Annotated in this window: 18 protein-coding genes; 12 read left to right on the forward strand and 6 right to left on the reverse strand. The window is 74.1% G+C overall.

The features are described from left to right. Positions 1 to 91: 91 nt before the first annotated feature. Positions 92 to 1,285 carry a homogentisate 1,2-dioxygenase gene (locus KVF89_RS09670; RefSeq protein ID WP_257425283.1) on the reverse strand — a complete coding sequence of 398 codons (1,194 nt, stop codon included), beginning with the start codon at positions 1,283 to 1,285 and terminating at the stop codon, positions 92 to 94. A 90-nt stretch (positions 1,286 to 1,375) separates the two neighbouring features. Between KVF89_RS09670 and KVF89_RS09675 the strand changes: the two genes are divergently transcribed. From KVF89_RS09675 to KVF89_RS09695, 5 genes are read left to right on the forward strand one after another with little or no spacing between them, the layout of a single operon-like run. Beyond that, a complete protein-coding gene (locus KVF89_RS09675) occupies positions 1,376 to 2,227 on the forward strand; it encodes a hypothetical protein (RefSeq protein ID WP_257425201.1) in 852 nt (283 codons plus the stop codon). Further along, the gene (fahA, locus tag KVF89_RS09680) at positions 2,224 to 3,447 is read left to right on the forward strand and encodes a fumarylacetoacetase (RefSeq protein ID WP_257425202.1); all 1,224 of its coding nucleotides are present in this window, start codon (positions 2,224 to 2,226) and stop codon (positions 3,445 to 3,447) included. Before KVF89_RS09675 ends, fahA begins: the two co-directional genes overlap by 4 nt. A 10-nt stretch (positions 3,448 to 3,457) precedes the next feature. After that, positions 3,458 to 4,123: an IclR family transcriptional regulator gene (locus KVF89_RS09685; protein ID WP_257425203.1), complete on the forward strand. Its 666-nt coding sequence runs from the start codon at positions 3,458 to 3,460 to the stop codon at positions 4,121 to 4,123. Positions 4,124 to 4,172: 49 nt separating this feature from the next. Continuing rightward, a complete protein-coding gene (locus tag KVF89_RS09690) occupies positions 4,173 to 4,772 on the forward strand; it encodes a Maf family protein (RefSeq protein ID WP_257425204.1) in 600 nt (199 codons plus the stop codon). Further along, positions 4,748 to 5,914, forward strand: a complete 1,167-nt coding sequence (locus KVF89_RS09695) for a hypothetical protein (protein WP_257425205.1) — start codon at positions 4,748 to 4,750, stop codon at positions 5,912 to 5,914. Before KVF89_RS09690 ends, KVF89_RS09695 begins: the two co-directional genes overlap by 25 nt. Here the strand turns inward: KVF89_RS09695 and KVF89_RS09700 are convergent. Next, a complete protein-coding gene (locus tag KVF89_RS09700) occupies positions 5,880 to 7,079 on the reverse strand; it encodes an acyl-CoA dehydrogenase family protein (protein WP_257425206.1) in 1,200 nt (399 codons plus the stop codon). The genes KVF89_RS09695 and KVF89_RS09700 overlap by 35 nt on opposite strands. A 94-nt stretch (positions 7,080 to 7,173) precedes the next feature. Here KVF89_RS09700 and KVF89_RS09705 point away from each other — a divergent pair, with 94 nt between their 5' ends. Continuing rightward, the gene (locus tag KVF89_RS09705; protein ID WP_257425207.1) at positions 7,174 to 7,752 is read left to right on the forward strand and encodes a hypothetical protein; all 579 of its coding nucleotides are present in this window, start codon (positions 7,174 to 7,176) and stop codon (positions 7,750 to 7,752) included. A gap of 8 nt (positions 7,753 to 7,760) precedes the next feature. On the opposite strand, the gene KVF89_RS09710 is transcribed toward KVF89_RS09705, so the two are convergent. After that, on the reverse strand, positions 7,761 to 8,954 hold the full coding sequence (locus tag KVF89_RS09710) for a GGDEF domain-containing protein (protein WP_257425208.1): 1,194 nt from the start codon (positions 8,952 to 8,954) through the stop codon (positions 7,761 to 7,763). A gap of 160 nt (positions 8,955 to 9,114) precedes the next feature. On the opposite strand from KVF89_RS09710, the gene KVF89_RS09715 reads away from it, so the two are divergent. The 3 genes from KVF89_RS09715 to KVF89_RS09725 are packed head-to-tail and all read left to right on the forward strand — an operon-like array spanning position 9,115 to position 11,488. Further along, entirely contained in the window at positions 9,115 to 9,597 is a 483-nt protein-coding gene (locus KVF89_RS09715; protein ID WP_257425210.1) for a PH domain-containing protein, read from the forward strand. Then, positions 9,594 to 11,087 carry a PH domain-containing protein gene (locus KVF89_RS09720; RefSeq protein WP_257425212.1) on the forward strand — a complete coding sequence of 498 codons (1,494 nt, stop codon included), beginning with the start codon at positions 9,594 to 9,596 and terminating at the stop codon, positions 11,085 to 11,087. The genes KVF89_RS09715 and KVF89_RS09720 overlap by 4 nt, the downstream gene beginning before the upstream one ends. Next, entirely contained in the window at positions 11,084 to 11,488 is a 405-nt protein-coding gene (locus KVF89_RS09725) for a type II toxin-antitoxin system PemK/MazF family toxin (RefSeq protein ID WP_257425213.1), read from the forward strand. Before KVF89_RS09720 ends, KVF89_RS09725 begins: the two co-directional genes overlap by 4 nt. Before the next feature lie 21 nt (positions 11,489 to 11,509). Here KVF89_RS09725 and KVF89_RS09730 read toward each other — a convergent pair whose 3' ends face one another. After that, complete coding sequence (locus tag KVF89_RS09730; protein ID WP_257425214.1) at positions 11,510 to 12,418, reverse strand: AurF N-oxygenase family protein; 909 nt, start codon at positions 12,416 to 12,418, stop codon at positions 11,510 to 11,512. A 72-nt stretch (positions 12,419 to 12,490) separates the two neighbouring features. On the opposite strand from KVF89_RS09730, the gene KVF89_RS09735 reads away from it, so the two are divergent. Next, positions 12,491 to 13,180 (forward strand): TetR/AcrR family transcriptional regulator, encoded by a 690-nt coding sequence (locus KVF89_RS09735; protein ID WP_257425215.1) that lies wholly within the window; start codon positions 12,491 to 12,493, stop codon positions 13,178 to 13,180. Continuing rightward, complete coding sequence (locus KVF89_RS09740) at positions 13,177 to 13,482, forward strand: DUF4873 domain-containing protein (RefSeq protein ID WP_257425216.1); 306 nt, start codon at positions 13,177 to 13,179, stop codon at positions 13,480 to 13,482. The genes KVF89_RS09735 and KVF89_RS09740 overlap by 4 nt, the downstream gene beginning before the upstream one ends. Positions 13,483 to 13,509: 27 nt before the next feature. Here the strand turns inward: KVF89_RS09740 and KVF89_RS09745 are convergent, their stop codons facing one another. Continuing rightward, entirely contained in the window at positions 13,510 to 14,058 is a 549-nt protein-coding gene (locus tag KVF89_RS09745; RefSeq protein ID WP_257425218.1) for a helix-turn-helix domain-containing protein, read from the reverse strand. A 65-nt stretch (positions 14,059 to 14,123) separates the two neighbouring features. Between KVF89_RS09745 and KVF89_RS09750 the strand changes: the two genes are divergently transcribed. Beyond that, positions 14,124 to 15,320: a benzoate/H(+) symporter BenE family transporter gene (locus KVF89_RS09750; RefSeq protein ID WP_257425219.1), complete on the forward strand. Its 1,197-nt coding sequence runs from the start codon at positions 14,124 to 14,126 to the stop codon at positions 15,318 to 15,320. Here the strand turns inward: KVF89_RS09750 and KVF89_RS09755 are convergent. Continuing rightward, positions 15,280 to 16,464, reverse strand: a complete 1,185-nt coding sequence (locus KVF89_RS09755; RefSeq protein WP_257425220.1) for a SpoIID/LytB domain-containing protein — start codon at positions 16,462 to 16,464, stop codon at positions 15,280 to 15,282. The genes KVF89_RS09750 and KVF89_RS09755 overlap by 41 nt on opposite strands. Positions 16,465 to 16,480: the final 16 nt, after the last annotated feature.

The following is a 16,480-nucleotide window of genomic DNA, read 5'->3' on the forward strand; positions in this document are numbered from 1 at the left end:
CCCCACACCCCGCGAACCATCTGGTTGCGGGGACGTCGGCATGTCCAGGTCAGCGGCCCCGTGCGGGCGGCGGCACACGCGGCGGCCGGCCTCAGCCGAGCGCGCGGGCCCAGGTCCAGGCATACTCCGGGTCCTCGACCGCCAGACCGCCCTCGCCGAGGTCGAGCGGGGCGAAGGTGTCCACCATGACGGCCGACTCGTCGAAGTACTCCGCACCCAGCGACGCCTCGATCGCCTGCGACTGCGGGCCGTGGGCGTGGCCGCCGGGGTGCAGCGAGATCGAGCCGAGGCCGATGCCCGAGCCCTTGCGGGCCTCGTAGTCGCCGGCGACGTAGAACATGACCTCGTCGGAGTCGACGTTGGAGTGGTAGTACGGCACCGGCACCGCGAGCGGGTGGTAGTCGACCTTGCGCGGCAGGAAGTTGCAGATCACGAAGTTGCGGCCCTCGAAGACCTGGTGCACCGGCGGCGGCTGGTGGATCTTGCCCGTGATCGGCATGTAGTCGTCGATGTTGAACGTGTACGGATAGAGACACCCGTCCCAGCCGACGACGTCGAAGGGGTGGGTGGCGTAGGTGTAGCGGGTGCCGACGACCTGGCCGCCGACCCGGTGCTTGACCAGGACCTCGACCTCGGTGGCACCGTCGCCGTCGGCGAGGTGGACGGCGGTCGGCCCGTGCAGGTCCCGCTCGCAGTACGGCGCGTGCTCGAGGAGCTGCCCGTAGCGGGACAGATAGCGCTTGGGCAGGGCGATGTGACTGTTGGCCTCGATGGCGTAGAGCCGGGACGGCTCGGCGGGCACCCAGCGGTGGGTGGTCGCGCGCGGGACGACGACATAGTCGCCCGCCCGGTAGGACAGCGCCCCGAAGACGGTCTCGACGGTGCCGGACCCGGACTCGACGTACACGCACTCGTCGCCGATGGCGTTGCGGTAGAGCGGCGTCGGGCCGGACTCGGCGCCGCCGGTGACGACATAGGAGATCCGCACGTCGGCGTTGCCGAGCACCAGGCGGCGGTCGACGACGGCGTCCGTGCCCGTGTCGAGGTCGTGCAGGCGCAGGTGCCGCGGCTTCAGTGGGTGGTTGGGCTCCCGGGTCTGGTCGGGCAGGTCCCAGACCTCCGCGGACGTGATCGCCGAGGGGACGCCGCGGTGGTAGAGCAGCGAGGAGTCGGAGGAGAAGCCCTCCTCACCCATCAGCTCCTCGTAGTAGAGCCTGCCGCCCGGCTCCCGGAACTGCGTGTGCCGCTTCTGCGGGATCTCGCCGACCTGCCGGTAGTACGCCATCGCCACCCTCCCGGTGCTCCGCATTCACGCTCGCTCGATATTCGGACACTATTCGTTCTTATTTCGAACACTAGACGCTACAGTGGGCGCGTGTCCATCCCCCTCCCGTTCCGGCGGCTCGTCGACGACGCCGCGATCTTCCCGCCGGGCCTGGCTCCGCTGCCGGAGGCGGTACGCGCCCACCGCGCCCACCCCACGAGCGCGTACGCCGACCTGGTCGGCCCCCTGGTCGTGGACACCGCCCGCCTCGACGACCTCGCCGCGCTCGACACAGCGGGGATCGCCGTCAGCGTCGTCGTCCCCACGCCCGCGGAGGTGCCCGGCATCGCCGCCCGGGCCGCGGACGCGGGCGTCGTGCTCGCCGGCCTGGAGGTGAGGCTCGGCGGCTCCGGGAGGCCCGCCGAGCAGGTCGCGGCGGTCGCCGCCGACGCACCCGACGGCATCCCCACCTACGTCGAGGTGCCGCGACCGGCCGATCCGGCCTGGGGGGACGCCCTCGCCGCCGCCACCGAGCACGGCCTGCGCCTCAAGCTCCGCACCGGCGGCACCGAGGCCGGGGCCTTCCCGTCGGAGGACGAGGTCGCGACCTGGATCGCCGCCGCCGTGACCAACGCCCTCCCGTTCAAGTGCACCGCCGGCCTGCACAACGCGGTGCGACACACCGCCCCGGGCACCGGCTTCGAGCACCACGGCTACCTCAACATCCTGCTCGCGACCGCGCGGGCCGGTGCGGGTGCCGAGCACCCGGCGCTGGTCGCGACCCTCGCCGAGCGCGACGCCGCCACCCTCGCGGACGCCGCCCGGACCACCGTGGACCTCGGCGCGGCCCGCGCCTCCTTCGTCTCCTTCGGCTCGTGCAGTGTCGCCGAGCCCTACGACGACCTGGTCGCCCTCGGCCTGCTCGCCACCACCCCGTCAGCCCCGGAGGAGCACCGCTCATGACCGACCAGCAGACCTGGGTGCAGGGTGCCGCCGGCAGCCTGTACGACGTCGACAACCTGCCGTACGCCGCCATCACCACCGAGACCGGCAGCGGGCGCACCGACGGCCCCGGGAGGCTCGGTGTGCGCATCGGCGACCAGGTCCTCGACCTCGGCGCCGCCGCCCGCGAGCTGCGCCCGGAGTGGACCCGTCTGCTCGACGTGCCCGCCCTCAACCCGCTGCTCGCTGCCGGACCCGCCACGTGGGCGCTGGTCCGCGCCTGGGCGAGCGAGCTGCTCACCGATCCCACGTACCAGGAGCGGGTCACCCTGCTGCCGCTGGCCGAGGTGACCTGCCTGCTGCCGTTCTCGGTCGCCGACTACGTCGACTACTACGCCTCCGAGCACCACGCGACCAATGTCGGCCGGATCTTCCGACCCGACGGTGAGGCGCTGCTGCCCAACTGGAAGCACCTCCCGGTCGGCTACCACGGCCGCGCCGGCTCGATCGTCGTCTCCGGCACCGACATCCGCCGCCCCGCCGGTCAGCGCAAGGCTCCCGACGAGCCGGCGCCGACGTACGGCCCCAGCCGCCGGCTCGACATCGAGGCCGAGCTCGGGTTCGTCGTCGGCCGCAGCGTGCCGCTCGGCACCCGCGTCGGGACGGCCGAGTTCGCCACGACCGTCTTCGGCGTCACCGGCGTCAACGACTGGTCGGCCCGCGACATCCAGGCCTGGGAGTACGTCCCGCTCGGTCCCAACCTCGCCAAGTCCTTCGCCACCTCGATCAGCGCCTGGGTCACTCCCCTGGCCGCACTCGAGGCCGCCCGCGTCCCGCTGCCGGGCCAGGACGTGCCCCTGCTCCCCTACCTGCGGGAGGACGGGCCGTCGGGCTACGACATCGACGTCGAGGTCGAGCTGAACGGCACCGTCGTCGCGCGTCCGCCGTACCGCTCGATGTACTGGTCACCGGCCCAGATGCTCGCGCACCTCACCGTCAACGGCGCGTCGCTGCGGGTCGGCGACCTCTACGCCTCCGGCACGATCAGCGGCCCGGAGAAGCACCAGCGCGGGTCCTTCCTCGAGCTGTCGTGGGGTGGGCGCGAGCCGTTCGACGCCGGCGGCGCGGAGCGGACCTTCCTGGAGGACGGCGACGAGGTGGTGCTGCGCTACACCGCGCCGGGCGCACGGGGGCGGATCGGCCTCGGCGAGGTTCGTGGGACGATCCTGCCGACCAGCTGAGGAGGGACGGGTGTCGGATTCCGGTTCGCAGACCCTCGAGCGGGGGTTGGCCGTGCTCGTCGAGCTCGGCCGGCATCCCGAGGGCCTGACCGTCGCCGAGGCGGCGACCGCGTGCGGCATGCACCGCTCGATCACCTACCGGCTCCTGGTCTCGCTGCAGCGCACCGGCTTCGCCGCGCGCGACGACCAGGGGCGCTACACGGTCGGTCCGGCCACCGCCGACCTGGCCGAGCACAGCCGCCCGCGGCTGCGCGACGTCGCCGAGCCGGTGCTGCACCAGCTGGCCCTGGAGATCGACGCGACCGCGAGCCTGGTCGAGGTCAGCGGCGACGCCGCCGTGACCACCGTGGTCGCCGAGCCGCCGACCGACGGCCCGCGCTTCTCCTACCGCCTCGGCAACCGTGACCCTCTCGACCGGGGCGCCGGCGGCCTCGCCGCACTGGCCTCCGGGTCACCACGACCCGGAGAGCCGGCCCGCGTCGCCGGCATCCGCGACGCCGGGCACGTGACGACGGAGGCCGAGCTCAACCCCGGGGCCTACGGCATCGCGGCTCCCCTGCCCGGCTGGCACGTGCTGGCCGCGGTCAACGTCGTGACCTCGCGCCCCGACCTGCTCACCTCGGCCGTCGATCCGGTCCGGCGCGCGGTCGCCACCATCACCGCCGCCCTGCACTGAGCGTCACGCAGCGCGCGGCCCCTTGGAGCAACTCATCTAGGGTGGCCGCGTGCCGACCCTCGTGCTCGCGTCCGCCTCTCCCGCCCGTCTGGCGACCCTGCGCGGCGCCGGCCTCGACCCGCAGGTGGTCGTCTCGGGGGTCGACGAGTCGCAGGTCCGCGACGTGCCGCCGGCGGAGCTGGCACTGCGGCTGGCCGAGCTCAAGTGCGGAGCCGTGGCCGGCCGCGACGGCCTGCCCGCCGACGCCCTGGTACTCGGCTGCGACTCGGTCCTCGAGCTCGACGGCACGGCGCTCGGCAAGCCCGACGACGCCGACGACGCCGTCCGCCGCTGGCAGTCCATGCGCGGCCGCTCCGGAGTCCTGCACACCGGGCACTGCCTGCACGACCGCGCCAACGGTCACCAGGTCGCCGCGACCGCCTCGACGACGGTCCACTTCGCCGACGTCACCGACGCCGAGATCGCGGCGTACGTCGCGACCGGCGAGCCGCTCCACGTCGCCGGCGCCTTCACGGTCGACGGCCTCGGCGGCGGGTTCGTGACCAGCATCGAGGGCGACCACCACAACGTCGTCGGCGTCAGCCTGCCGCTCCTGCGCGGGATGGTCCGGGAGCTCGGGCACGCATGGACCGACCTCTGGGCGTGCTGACCCCGCTGCTCGCCGTCCTCCTGGCGCTGCCCGGCCCGGCCGCCGCGGCACCCGGCGACGTCCCCGACCTGGCGACCGGCAGCCACCCGATCACGCTGCCCACAGACGCACCGGCGAGCTTCCGGTTGGAGCGCACCACGTCCGGCAGCACCGTCCATGTCGCGCTCTGGTACGTCGGCGCGGGCGACTCGGTCGGCGAGGGCGTCCGGATCACGATCGGCACGACGCCCGACGGCACCGGCTGCGGCAGTGGCGCCGTCTTCCGCCCGACCCTCGGCGAGCCCGCACCGCTGCTCGCCACCACCGCGTCGACCTGGACCGACGAGCCCGACCACCCGTGCGCCACCGCCGCGGAGCTGTACGCCACCGTCGGCCCGCCCAGCGACCCGGTCGACCAGGGCCGCGAGGCGATCCTGCTCGTCTATGAGGAGCCGCCGCTGCCGGCGTACTCCTTCGGGCTGCTGCGCGAGCCCGCCGCCCCGGCCTGGGCCCCGGTCGAGCCCGGACGATCGCCCCGCCCGGTCGACGCGGGGACGACGCCGGCGGACGCGCCGGTCCTCGACGCGGGCAGCCACACCCTGTCGCTGCGACCGGGCCGCACCGCCGTGGTGGCCGTCCCCCTCGACTGGGACCAGTCCCTGCGGGCGCAGGTCGACGGAGGCACCGGGGCCACGGTCACGATCCTCGGCCCCCTGCTGGGGGACGACGTCGCGTCGAGCGCGGAGGGCCGGGCGCAGTCGCACGTCGTGTCGTACCTGCACCGGGACTCGTTCGACCCCACCCGCGTCGGGGCGGCACTCGCGGGCGTGCGCCATGTGCTGGTCGCCCTGCCTGCCGGGGCGCCGCCTGCGGACGTCACGCTGAGCCTCGCCGTCGACGGCAGTGCCGGCGACGGCGTTCCGGACTACGCCGCCGCGGGCGGCGCGCTGCCGCCGCGCGCGGACTCGCGCCTGGTCGACGGCTCCCTCACCCCGCCGCCCTCCGTGGGCACGGCTCCCGGACCCACGGAGGAGGACAGCGCGCCGGCCCCGATCTGGATCGGGGCCGGCGCGCTGGTGCTGCTCGGTGCGGTGGGGGCCGTCGCCCTCGGCCGCCGCGCGAAGGGACCTACTCGACGGGGAGCCCGAGTCCGCGGGCGATGAGCATCCGCTGCACCTCGGACGTGCCCTCGCCGATCTCGAGGATCTTGGCGTCGCGGTAGAACCGCGCGACGGGATACTCCTCCATGAAGCCGTAGCCGCCGAAGACCTGCGTGGCGATCCGGGTCGCGGACACGGCCGACTCGCTGGCGTAGAGCTTCGCGACCGACGCGGCCTGCTTGAACTCCTTCATCGACGGGCCGCGTCCGCCCTCCATCGCGTCCTTCATCGCGGCCGCGCGGTAGGTCAGCATCCGCGAGGCGTGCAGCATCACCTCGAGGTCGGCGATCTGGAAGGCGACACCCTGCTTGCGGCCGATCGGGCCGCCCATGGTCTGCCGGTCGAGGGAGTACTCCACGCACAGGTCGACGCAGGCCTGGATCAGGCCGACGGCGAGCGCGGCGATCGCGACCCGGCCGTCGTCGAGGATGGCGAGGAACTGGGCGTAGCCGCGGCCGCGGTCGCCGACGAGGTGGTCCTCGGGCACCCGGCAGTCGGTGAAGGACAGCGGGTGGGTGTCGGAGATGTGCCAGCCGAGCTTGTCGTAGCCCGGCTCGGCCACGAAGCCCGGCGTGCCCGCGGGCACGATGATCGCGGAGATCTCGGGCTTGCCCGACTCCGAGACGCCGGTCCGCGCGGTGACCGTGACGAGGCTGGTGATGTCGGAGCCGGAGTTGGTGATGAACTGCTTGCCGCCGTTGATCACCCACTCGCCGTTGTCGAGCTCGGCCCGGGTCCGGGTGGCGCCGGCGTCGGAGCCCGCCCCGGGCTCGGTGAGCCCGAAGCCGGCGAGCCGCCGGCCCGCGACCAGGTCCGGCAGCCAGGTCTTCTTCTGCTCGTCGGACCCGTAGGTGAGGATCGGGTTGATCCCGAGGCCCACGCCCGCCTCGAGCGTCACGCCCAGCGACTGGTCGACCCGGCCGAGCTCCTCGATCGCCAGGCACAGCGACGTGAACGGACCGTCGGCCGCCTCGAGCCCGGCGCCGCCGTACTCCTCCGGAGCGGTGAGGCCGAACAGCCCCAGCTCGCCCATCTTCTGGACCACGTCGGTCGGGAAGTGATGGGCCTTGTCCCACTCCGCCACGTGCGGGCGGATGGTGGACTCGGCGAAGTCCCGGACGGTGCGCCGGAACTCCTCGTGCTCACGCGACAGCTCGAACTGGGTCATGCCCCCATCGTAGGTCACGAGGTTAACGTTTGTTAACCGGCGGTCCCGTTGATTTTCCCCACATCCGCGACGGATCCGTCAGAGGATGGCCCGCATGACCCCCGTTCCCCGCACCGTCCTCCGACTCACCGCCGCGCTCGCCTGCTCGGCCGGCCTCCTCGTCACCGCCCCCGGCCTCGCGTCCGCCGCCGAACTGGTCCGCACCGACCCGGCTCGCGACGTGGTCGGGGTCTCCATGTCGTCGGACAAGGAGCAGGTCGCACCGGGCGAGCGCGGCATCGACATCCGCAAGGTGCGGGCCAGCCACGGCACCGACGTCCTGGTCATCCAACTGCGGACCCGCGGCCGGCTCGCCCACAAGGGCGTCATCCTCAATGCGGCGGTCCGGACGCCCGGCGGCAGCTACGACGTCACCCACCTGCGGTTCGCCGGCGCCACCGAGTCCGCGCTCACGTCCGGCAACGCGGAGGTCGCCTGCCCCGGCTTCGCGGTCGAGCGGGGCCGACGGACGGCCACGATCACCATCCCCACGGCCTGCATCGGCGACCCTGCGTGGGTGCGCGTCGGCGTCGGGATCGCCCAGGCCCGCGGCAAGCGCTTCTACGCCGACGACGGCCTCAGCCGCACGGTCGGGAACAGGTTGAAGCTGTCGGGGAAGATCGCCCGCGGCTGAGCCCACCGCTACGCCGTACGGCGACGCTCCTCCGGCGACGAAGGACGGTCGTCGTTCCGCGGCGCGCGCACGGCCCGGGCCCGGCCGGCCGACTTGGCCTCGTAGAGCGCACCGTCGGCATCCGCCACTGCCAGGGCGATGTCGTCGCCCGGGACGACGGTCGCGATGCCGAAGCTGACCGTGGGCATCGCGCTGAGGTCGTCGCCGCGGTAGCGCCGCGCGATCTCCTCCACCACCGCCTCCGCCGGGGCGCCGCGCACGAGGAGGACGAACTCGTCCCCGCCGAGGCGGCCGAGCAGGCCGCGGACGCCGACGACCTCCTGGCACGCCGTCGCGAACGTGGTGAGGGCGCGATCTCCCGCCGCGTGGCCGAGACCGTCGTTGATGCTCTTGAAACGGTCGAGGTCGGCGATGACGACCGCCGCGACGGCACCCGCCGGGCCGCGGTCGAGCTCGCGCTGCGCCGCCCGGAGGAACTCGGACCGGTTGAGCAGACCGGTCAGCCCGTCGCGGGTCGCCTGCAGCCGCAGCTCCGAGGTCTGCTGCTCGTGGCTCAGCGCCGACATGCTGAAGGTGACCACGACGAGCAGCACCATCATGAGCAGCGTGGTGACCTGGCCGCCGAAGGCCATCCGGAAGAACGGGTCGGCCGGCCCGACAGCGACGAAGGCCGCGGTGCGCGCCAGGTAGAACACGGCGATGACGGCCGAGACGACGGCCATCGCGGTGAGCACGAAGCGATACTGGGCGCGCGTCGCGTCGCCGGCGCCGAGGCCGCGCAGCAGCAGTCCGAGCTCCCGGGCCGAGGCGCCGATGAGACCGGCCATGCCGGCCAGGTAGACCGCGCCTCCGGACCAGATGTCGGTGCGCGGGTCGTCGGCGAACGAGACGACCAGCACCACCGCGGGGACCAGCAACAGCTGCCAGGGCCGCACCCGGCGCTCCCGCAGGGACCGCCCGCCGGACCAGACGCATGCGGCGCCGAGCACTCCGGCGGTGTTGCCGAGCGGGTTGGCGACGACCTGTGCTGCGGTGCCGTTGAAAAGGAACAGCAGGGCGCTGACGATGAAGAACGCCAGGGACGCGCACCACCAACCGCTGTACGCGGAGCGGGTCGAACGGTAGGTGACGCCGTAGCAGAGCACGAGGACGCAGGTCGCCACGAGCCCGAAGGCCACGCGCAGGGTCACCGTGTCCAACATGTCCTTCAGGCTAGAACCGTTCCGGTGCTCGCACGCGGGAGCGCGGCGATCATGACCGAAGGCCGTTGCGCCATGGTCAATTCGGGTGGAATTCCCGGCCCGGCACCGGGACCTAGTCCCGGCCGGGCGCGGGCGGACCCACGACGTAGGCTTCCCCAGCGTGAGCCAGCTGCGCGACCCCGCCCACCGCGTCAGTCCCCGGGCCCGCCTGATGTGGCAGGTCGAGTCGGGGATCTCGGCCCTGTTCGTGGCGGCCGGCCTCGGGGTCGCCGCGGTGCTCGCCGGACCGGACGGCCTGCGCTGGTGGCTGGTCGGCCTCGCCGTCGTCGTCTGTGGGACGGCTGCCGTCGTCGTACCGCAGTGGCGCTACCGGGTGCACCGCTGGGAGGTCTCCGCGAACGCGGTCTACACCCAGCGCGGCTGGTGGGCCAGGGAGCGGCGGATCGCCCCGATGTCGCGGGTGCAGACCGTCGACTTCGCCCAAGGGCCCCTCGCGCGGATGTTCGGGCTCGCCACCGTCACGGTGACCACGGCCTCGGCCGCGGGCCCCCTGCAGATCGAGGGTCTCGACCGGTCCGTCGCGCTCGCCCTCGTGGACGAGCTGACCCGCAAGGCGGACCTCGTCGAGGGTGACGCCACGTGAGCCTGGCCCCGCCTCCACCTCCGCCTCCTCCGCCGCCGTCCCCGGCCGCCTGGCAGCGCCTCGACCCCCGCATGCTCCTGGTCCACCCGGTCAAGGAGGTGGGCAAGTTCCTGCCGGTGCTCATCGGCCTGGTGGTGGCGGGCAGCGCGTCCGGGGTGGGCCCGTGGACCCTGCTCGGCGTCGGCGTCCCTGTCGGTCTCGGTGTCGTGCGCTATCTCACGACGACCTACCGGATCACCGGCGGCCGGGTCGAGCTGCGGCGCGGCCTGCTACAGCGGCACACGCTCTCCACCCCTGTCGACCGGGTCCGCACCGTCGACCTGAGCGCCTCACCGATCCACCGGGTGCTCGGCCTGGCGACCGTCGTGATCGGCACCGGCAGTGTCGCCAGCGACAGTGATGAGCGCCTCGAGCTCGACGCGCTGCCGCGGGAGGAGGCCGCGCGGCTGCGGGCGGAGCTGCTGCACGCGGTCGCGCCGGCCGGCACGGCGGCACCGGGCGTCGCCCCCGAGCCGGAGCGGGTCGTCGCCCGCTTCTCCGCGCGCTGGCTCTGGTACGCCCCGTTCAGCGGCACCGTCCTGGTCGGTCTCGGCGCGATCGTCGGCGTAGGCCTCCAGCTGATGGAGTCGGTCGAGATCCGGGTCAGCGAGGACGACCTCGCCGCGATCGGCCAGTCCTTCGTGCTCACCCTCGTGGTCGGCGCCGGGCTCCTCGTGACGCTGCTCGCGGTCGGCGGCTATCTCGTCACCAACGGCGGGTTCGTCCTCAGCCGGCACGGCACGGCCTGGCACGTCCGGCGCGGCCTGCTCACCCGCCGCGAGACCAGCATCGACGTCGCCCGCCTCGCCGGCGCCACCCTCGGCGAGCCCGCGGCGCTGCGCGTCGCGCGCGGGCGGCGGGTCGGCGCGATCGTCACCGGCCTGAGTGGCGACCAGGCGAGCTCGGCCGTGCTGCTGCCGCCCGCACCCCGCTCGACCGGGTACGACGTCGTGTCCGCCGTGCTCGGGACGGCGGCCCCGGTGACCGGAGCCCTGCTCCCCCACGGCCGGGCGGCGACCACCCGGCGCTACAGCCGGGCCCTGCTGGGTGCGCTGCCGTTCGTCGCGGCGGTCGTGGCCGCGGTACTCGCCGGCGCGCCGGGCTGGCTGCTCCCGGCCACGGCGATCCCCCTCGTGGTCGCCCTCGCCCTCGCCTGGGACCGCGCCCGGGCGCTCGGGCACGCCTTCCTCGACGGCCACGTGGTGATGCGCTCCGGCTCGGCGCTGCGCACCAGGGACGCCCTCGCCGCGGGGCACGTGATCGGCTGGAACCAGCGCGCGACGTGGTTCCAGCGCCGGGCCGGCCTGGTCTCCCTGGCCGCGACGACGGCCGGCGGCAAGGGCCAGGTCCACGTCCCCGACGTACCCGTGTCGGCGGCGATCGCCCTCGCCGAGGCGGCCACGCCCGGCCTCATCGGCCAGTTCTGCGCGACAGAGAGGAGCCGGCCATGAGCGGACAGCCCCACGGGACCTACGCACCGGTGGCCGACGGCCGCCCCGACCCGGGTGAGGTCGTCTGGGCCTGGGTGCCCTACGAGGACGACCCGGGCCAGGGCAAGGACCGTCCGGTGCTGGTCATCGGCACCGCCACCGGCCGGGACGGGACCGAGGTGCTGCACTGCCTGGTCATGACCAGCAAGGACCACGACCGCGACGAGGCCCAGGAGGCCGCCGCGGGCCGGTACTGGCTGGACGTCGGCACCGGCGCGTGGGACCCGCGCGGCCGACCGAGCGAGGTCCGGCTCAACCGGCTGCTGGTCCTCGACCCGCACGACGTACGCCGCGAGGGTGCCGCGCTGGCACCGCAGCTGTACGCCGAGGTCATCGCGGCCCGGCAGCGCCTCGTCCACTGACGCCACGCGTGCCGGATGCGGTCAGCGCAGGAGGAGGGACCCGCGCCAGACCCGGTGATCGCGCTCGGCGACCATCCCGTGCGCCTGCAGGACCGGCATCACCTTCTCGCCCATCCAGGCGATCGTCTCCCGGTAGCTCTCGTTGCCGAGCGCCTGGCGGCGGGCCTCGGCGGGGTCGAGTCCGACGGCGGCGTACACGTCGGGATGGACCAGCGAGCGCATCGTCACGTAGGCGACCTGCGCGGTCATCGCCTGGTGCCAGCGCAGCTTCGCGCGGCTCAGGCCGCGTACCGCCTTCTCCAGCTCGTCGCGGGCGAAGGTGACGTGACGGGCCTCCTCGGTGACGTGGATCCGCGCGACCATCCGCGTCAGCGGCTGGATCCGCTCGTCCCGCATCGCCTCGCGCTGCCAGCGGTCGACCGGCTCCTCACCGATGAGGATGGCGGCGTACGCGCTGGCCCCCCGCAGGGTCAGCGGGCCGAGCTTGGCGAGCCGACGCGGGGTCGGGCGGGGCCCGTAGGCCGGGACGCCCATCGTCGCGATCGCGCGGCCGAACATCACCGTGTGCCGGGTCTCGTCACCGACCTCGGTCAGCGCGAACTGGGTCCGGGCCGAACGCGGGTCCGCGCCATAGACGTCGCGCAGCAGGATCTGCATGAGCACGATCTCGAACCAGATCCCGACACTGGCGATGCTCGCGGCCTCGTGCTTGGAGAGCGTGATCCGCTGCTCCTCGCTCAGGCGCCTCCACATCGGCGTGCCGTAGAGGGACATCCGCTCCGGCTGCATCCACCACAGCCCGGGAACGGGCGGCGCGCTCCAGTCGAGATCGACCTCGGGGTCGTAGGACTGGCGGGCGGTCGAGCGCAGCAGTCGCTGCGCCAGCGCCTCCGACCCGCTGGCACCGGCGACGTCGTCGACGAGGGTCACGGTCTGCCTCCTGGCTCATCAGTGCGTCACTAAGTATTACCGCTGGTAACGGATAATAGTACTCTTGTGCCCATGGCCTCCAACGTCAAGCGCGACGGGCGCACGACCCGCTGGGAACGACACCGCACCGAGCGACGGGAGGAGTTCGTCCTCGCGGCCGTGCGGGCCATCGACACCCTCGGCCCGGACGCGTCGGTCGCCGACATCGCCGCCGAGGCCGGCGTGAGCAAGCCCGTCCTCTACCGCTACTTCGCCGACAAGGGCGAGCTGCACGCGGCGGTCGGCGCCTGGGCGGCCGACCTGGTCCTCGCCCGCGTCCTCACCGCGGTGCTCGCCCCCGCCTCCGCGCGCGACCGGGTGAGCGCCGGCGTGGCGGCGTACCTCGACACGCTCGCCGAGCACCCCCAGGCGTTCCTCCTGCTCAGCCGGCCGGCCGGGGGCACCGACCCGCTGGCCGCGGGCAAGGACCAGGTCGCCGCCAAGCTCACCCGCCTGCTGGGCGACGCCCTGCGCCACCTCGGTGGCGACACCGGCGCCGCCGAGCCGTGGGCGCACGCCGTGGTCGGCCTCAGCACGTCCGTCGGGCACTGGTGGCTCGAGCGGCACACCGTCTCCCGCAGCGCCGCCGCGGCCTACCTGAGCGACTTCATCTGGCATGCGCTCGCCGGCGCGACGGCCGAGAGCGGCGTCGACCTCTCCCGCCTCGACGCGAGCAGCGGTGCCGGCACCGTCACGCCCATCCGCTCGGAGCGGCGCCGGTGACCGCGACCACCGGCGACCGGCCCACCGCGCACGAGCCGCAGGAGGCGTACGACGGCCCGGCGACGCTGGTCGTCGACGGCACCGAGCACTCGATCACGGTCACCCTGCGGGGCGCCTTCCAGCCGCTCGACGGCCGCTTCCACTGGTACGGCCGGATCGCCGCCTCCGACGAGCTCGACGCCGTCCGCAGCGGCTCGCCCGTCACCCTCCGCACCGCCCACGGCGAGGCCGCCGGCAAGGTCACCGATCTCGACCCCTGGGGTCGACTCCGGGTCGGTGGGACGGGTCGGCCGCCGTTCTGAGCGCTCGGCGAGGTTCCTCGCCCAGGCTCACCCCAGTGGGACAGGTGTGACGATCACGTTGACCGCCTCGAGCTCCGTGTCCGGTCCCGCCCGGTACGCGTGTGGCTGGTCGGCCGCGAAGCGGACGTGGTCGCCGGGACCGAGCGCGACCGTCCGGCCGCCGTACTCCACGACGCCGGCACCGCCGAGCACCACCAGCTGCTCCTCGACGCCCCGCGAGTGGGCCGGCGAGACTCGCTCGGCGCCGGGAGCGAGGCGGATCAGGTAGACCTCGGTCGTGCGGCCGGGCTCGCGGACGACCCGGACCCGGGTGGTGACCATGCCGTGGTGCGCGAGGACCGCACCGTCGTGGTCGTCCAGCAGCGCGGCGAGCGGTACGCCGAGCGGTGCCGCGACGGCGTACAGCGTGTCGAGCGTGGGATTGCGCCGTCCCGTCTCCAGCTCGGAGAGGGAGCCCTTGCCGATCCCGGCCTGGGCGGCCAGCGCCGAGAGGGACAGGCCCCGGGCCTCACGCAGCGCCCGGATCCGGGCCCCGACGCCGGCGCCCGAGCCGGACGGCTCCACCACTCGCGCCATCGGCCACCCTCCGCCTAGAGTGTTCTGTAAACAGAACGCCGCATCGGTGTTCGTGAGGAGGCGGCGTGTCGGAGCAGAGTACCCACGGCCCCGTGCTGGCCGGCGTCGTCACCGCGCTCGTGGGGTTCAGCAGCTCGTTCGTCGTCTGCCTCGCCGGGCTGACCGCCGTCGGCGCGAGCCCGCGGCAGGCGGCGTCCGGCCTCGCGACCCTCCTGGTCACCCAGGCCCTCGGCATGCTCTGGCTCTCCGTGCGCCACCGGATCCCGGTGACCCTGGCGTGGTCGACGCCCGGGGCGGCGCTGCTGGCGACGTCGGCCGGCGTCACCGGTGGCTGGCCGGCCGCGGTCGGGGCCTTCGTGGCGACCGGCGTGCTGATCGTCCTCACCGCGCTGATCCCGCGCGTCGGCGACCTGGTCGCCGCCATCCCGCCCAGCCTGGCCCGCGCCATGCTCGCCGGTGTCCTGCTGCCCCTGTGCCTGGCGCCGGTCACCGCGCTCGTCGACTCCCCCGCCGCCGTCGCGCCGCTGGTCGTCACCTGGCTCCTCCTGCTGCGCCTCGCCCCGCGCTGGGCGGTGCCCGGCGCCCTGCTCGTCGCGCTGGTCACGGTCGTCGCCACCGCCCGGATCGACACCGCCGACCTCGCGCCGCACCTCACCTGGACCACGCCGGCCTGGTCCCTGTCCGCGCTGGTCGGCATCGCCCTGCCGCTGTACGTCGTCACCATGGCCTCGCAGAACGTGCCCGGCGCCGCGGTGATGAGCGGCTTCGGGTACCGCGTGCCCTGGCGGGAGTCGCTCGCCGTCACCGGCATCGGCACCGCCGTCGGGGCCCCTACCGGCGGGCATGCGATCAACCTCGCCGCGATCACCGCCGCACTCGCCGCCGGACCGGCCGCCGGCCCCGACCCGCGCCGACGCTGGATCGCGGCGGTCAGCGCCTCGATCGCCTACCTGGTGCTCGCGGTCGCCAGCACGGCGCTGGCCACCCTCGTGGTCGCCGCGGCGGACGGCGTGATGCAGGCGGCCGCCGGCCTCGCCCTGCTCGGCACCCTCGGGGCGGCACTCGGCGACGCGCTCGCCGATCCCGCCGAGCGGGAGCCCGCCGCGGCGACGCTCCTCGTCGCCGCCTCCGGCATCAGCGTCCTCGGCATCGGCGCCGCGTTCTGGGCACTCGTCGTCGGCCTGCTGCTGCGGACCTTCCTGCGCGTGGGGCGCCCGGACGTCAGGCCGGGCCGAACATCGTCGACCTCAGCCCGAACCTGACCCGGAACTGGTCACCGGTGAGCACCGGATCAGGATTCACGGCGGAGCCGAGAATGGTCACCTTTGTCACGCGCCCGCCCTGGGCCGGGTCCTTGACGATGTCGAAGCCCTCGAAGTCGCCGATGCCCGGGAACTGCGCCTCGATCGCGTCGTCGGTCAGCTCGACGGTCCAGGAGTTGTTGGGATTGCCCGAACCCGCCTCGTACGGGTCGACCTTGGCGACCTGGTAGGGGAACTGGCCGGGCGCCGTCCAACCGCCGTTGCTCGACGAGAACTGGGTGAACGCCGGCGCGCCGGCGTAGGTCCGGACCTGGGCGGCCGTCGCCTTGATGGCCGCGTCCGAGCCTGGCTGCTCGGCCGCGACGCCGCGGTAGACCTGGGACTGGATGGTGTCGTAGACGTCGAACGGCCCGCGGTCGTTGTTGTCGCGCTCGAAGATCGCGTACGTGCGCGCCGCGACGGCCTGCGCCTGGACCGCCTGCGGGTGCCAGGTGGCGGGCATCTCGGAGGGCACCACGCCACGCAGGTACTTCTCGACACCCACGACGTTGACCGTGTCGCGGCCCTGGCCGGCGGCCGGGACGACCGAGCGGATCCGGCCGCGGTAGTCGGCGGAGCCGCCCGGCACGTAGAGCCGGATCGCCCCGCCCGGCGCCTTGAACTCGGCCTGGCCGGGGATGATCCGCACCTTGCGCCAGCGGTTGGTCTTGACCGAGAGCTTCGTGTCACCGCCCCGGGCGGTCAGCTTCCAGCGCTTCGCGCCCCGCTTGTCCAGCGTCCAGGCCTTGCCCGTCGCCAGGCTGCGGACCTTCAGCTTCGCGCGGTGCCGGACGACGACGTTGCTGGAGGTGTCGCCGGTGATCAGCACCTTCACCGAGCCGCCGGCCTGGCCGGCCTGGGTGCCCGGGTAGTAGAAGTCGAGGATCTGGGCGGCGCTCAGGCCCTGGGCCGCGGCACCCCGGGCCCCCCACTGCGAGAGGCCCTTGCCGTGGCCCCAGCCACTGCCGGCCAGGGTCACCGTCTCCGGACCGGCGGTCGGCGCCGCGGAGGCGGCGGGCGCGGAGCCGGCCAGCGAGCCGGTGACGGCGACGCCGAGAGCGACGCCGGCGACGAGAGTGGTGACGGTTCCTGGGAACAGGCGCATCGTCCGAGAGTAGCCG

This window comes from Nocardioides carbamazepini (assembly GCF_024614185.1).
GTDB classification, from domain to species: Bacteria; Actinomycetota; Actinomycetes; order Propionibacteriales; family Nocardioidaceae; genus Nocardioides; species Nocardioides carbamazepini.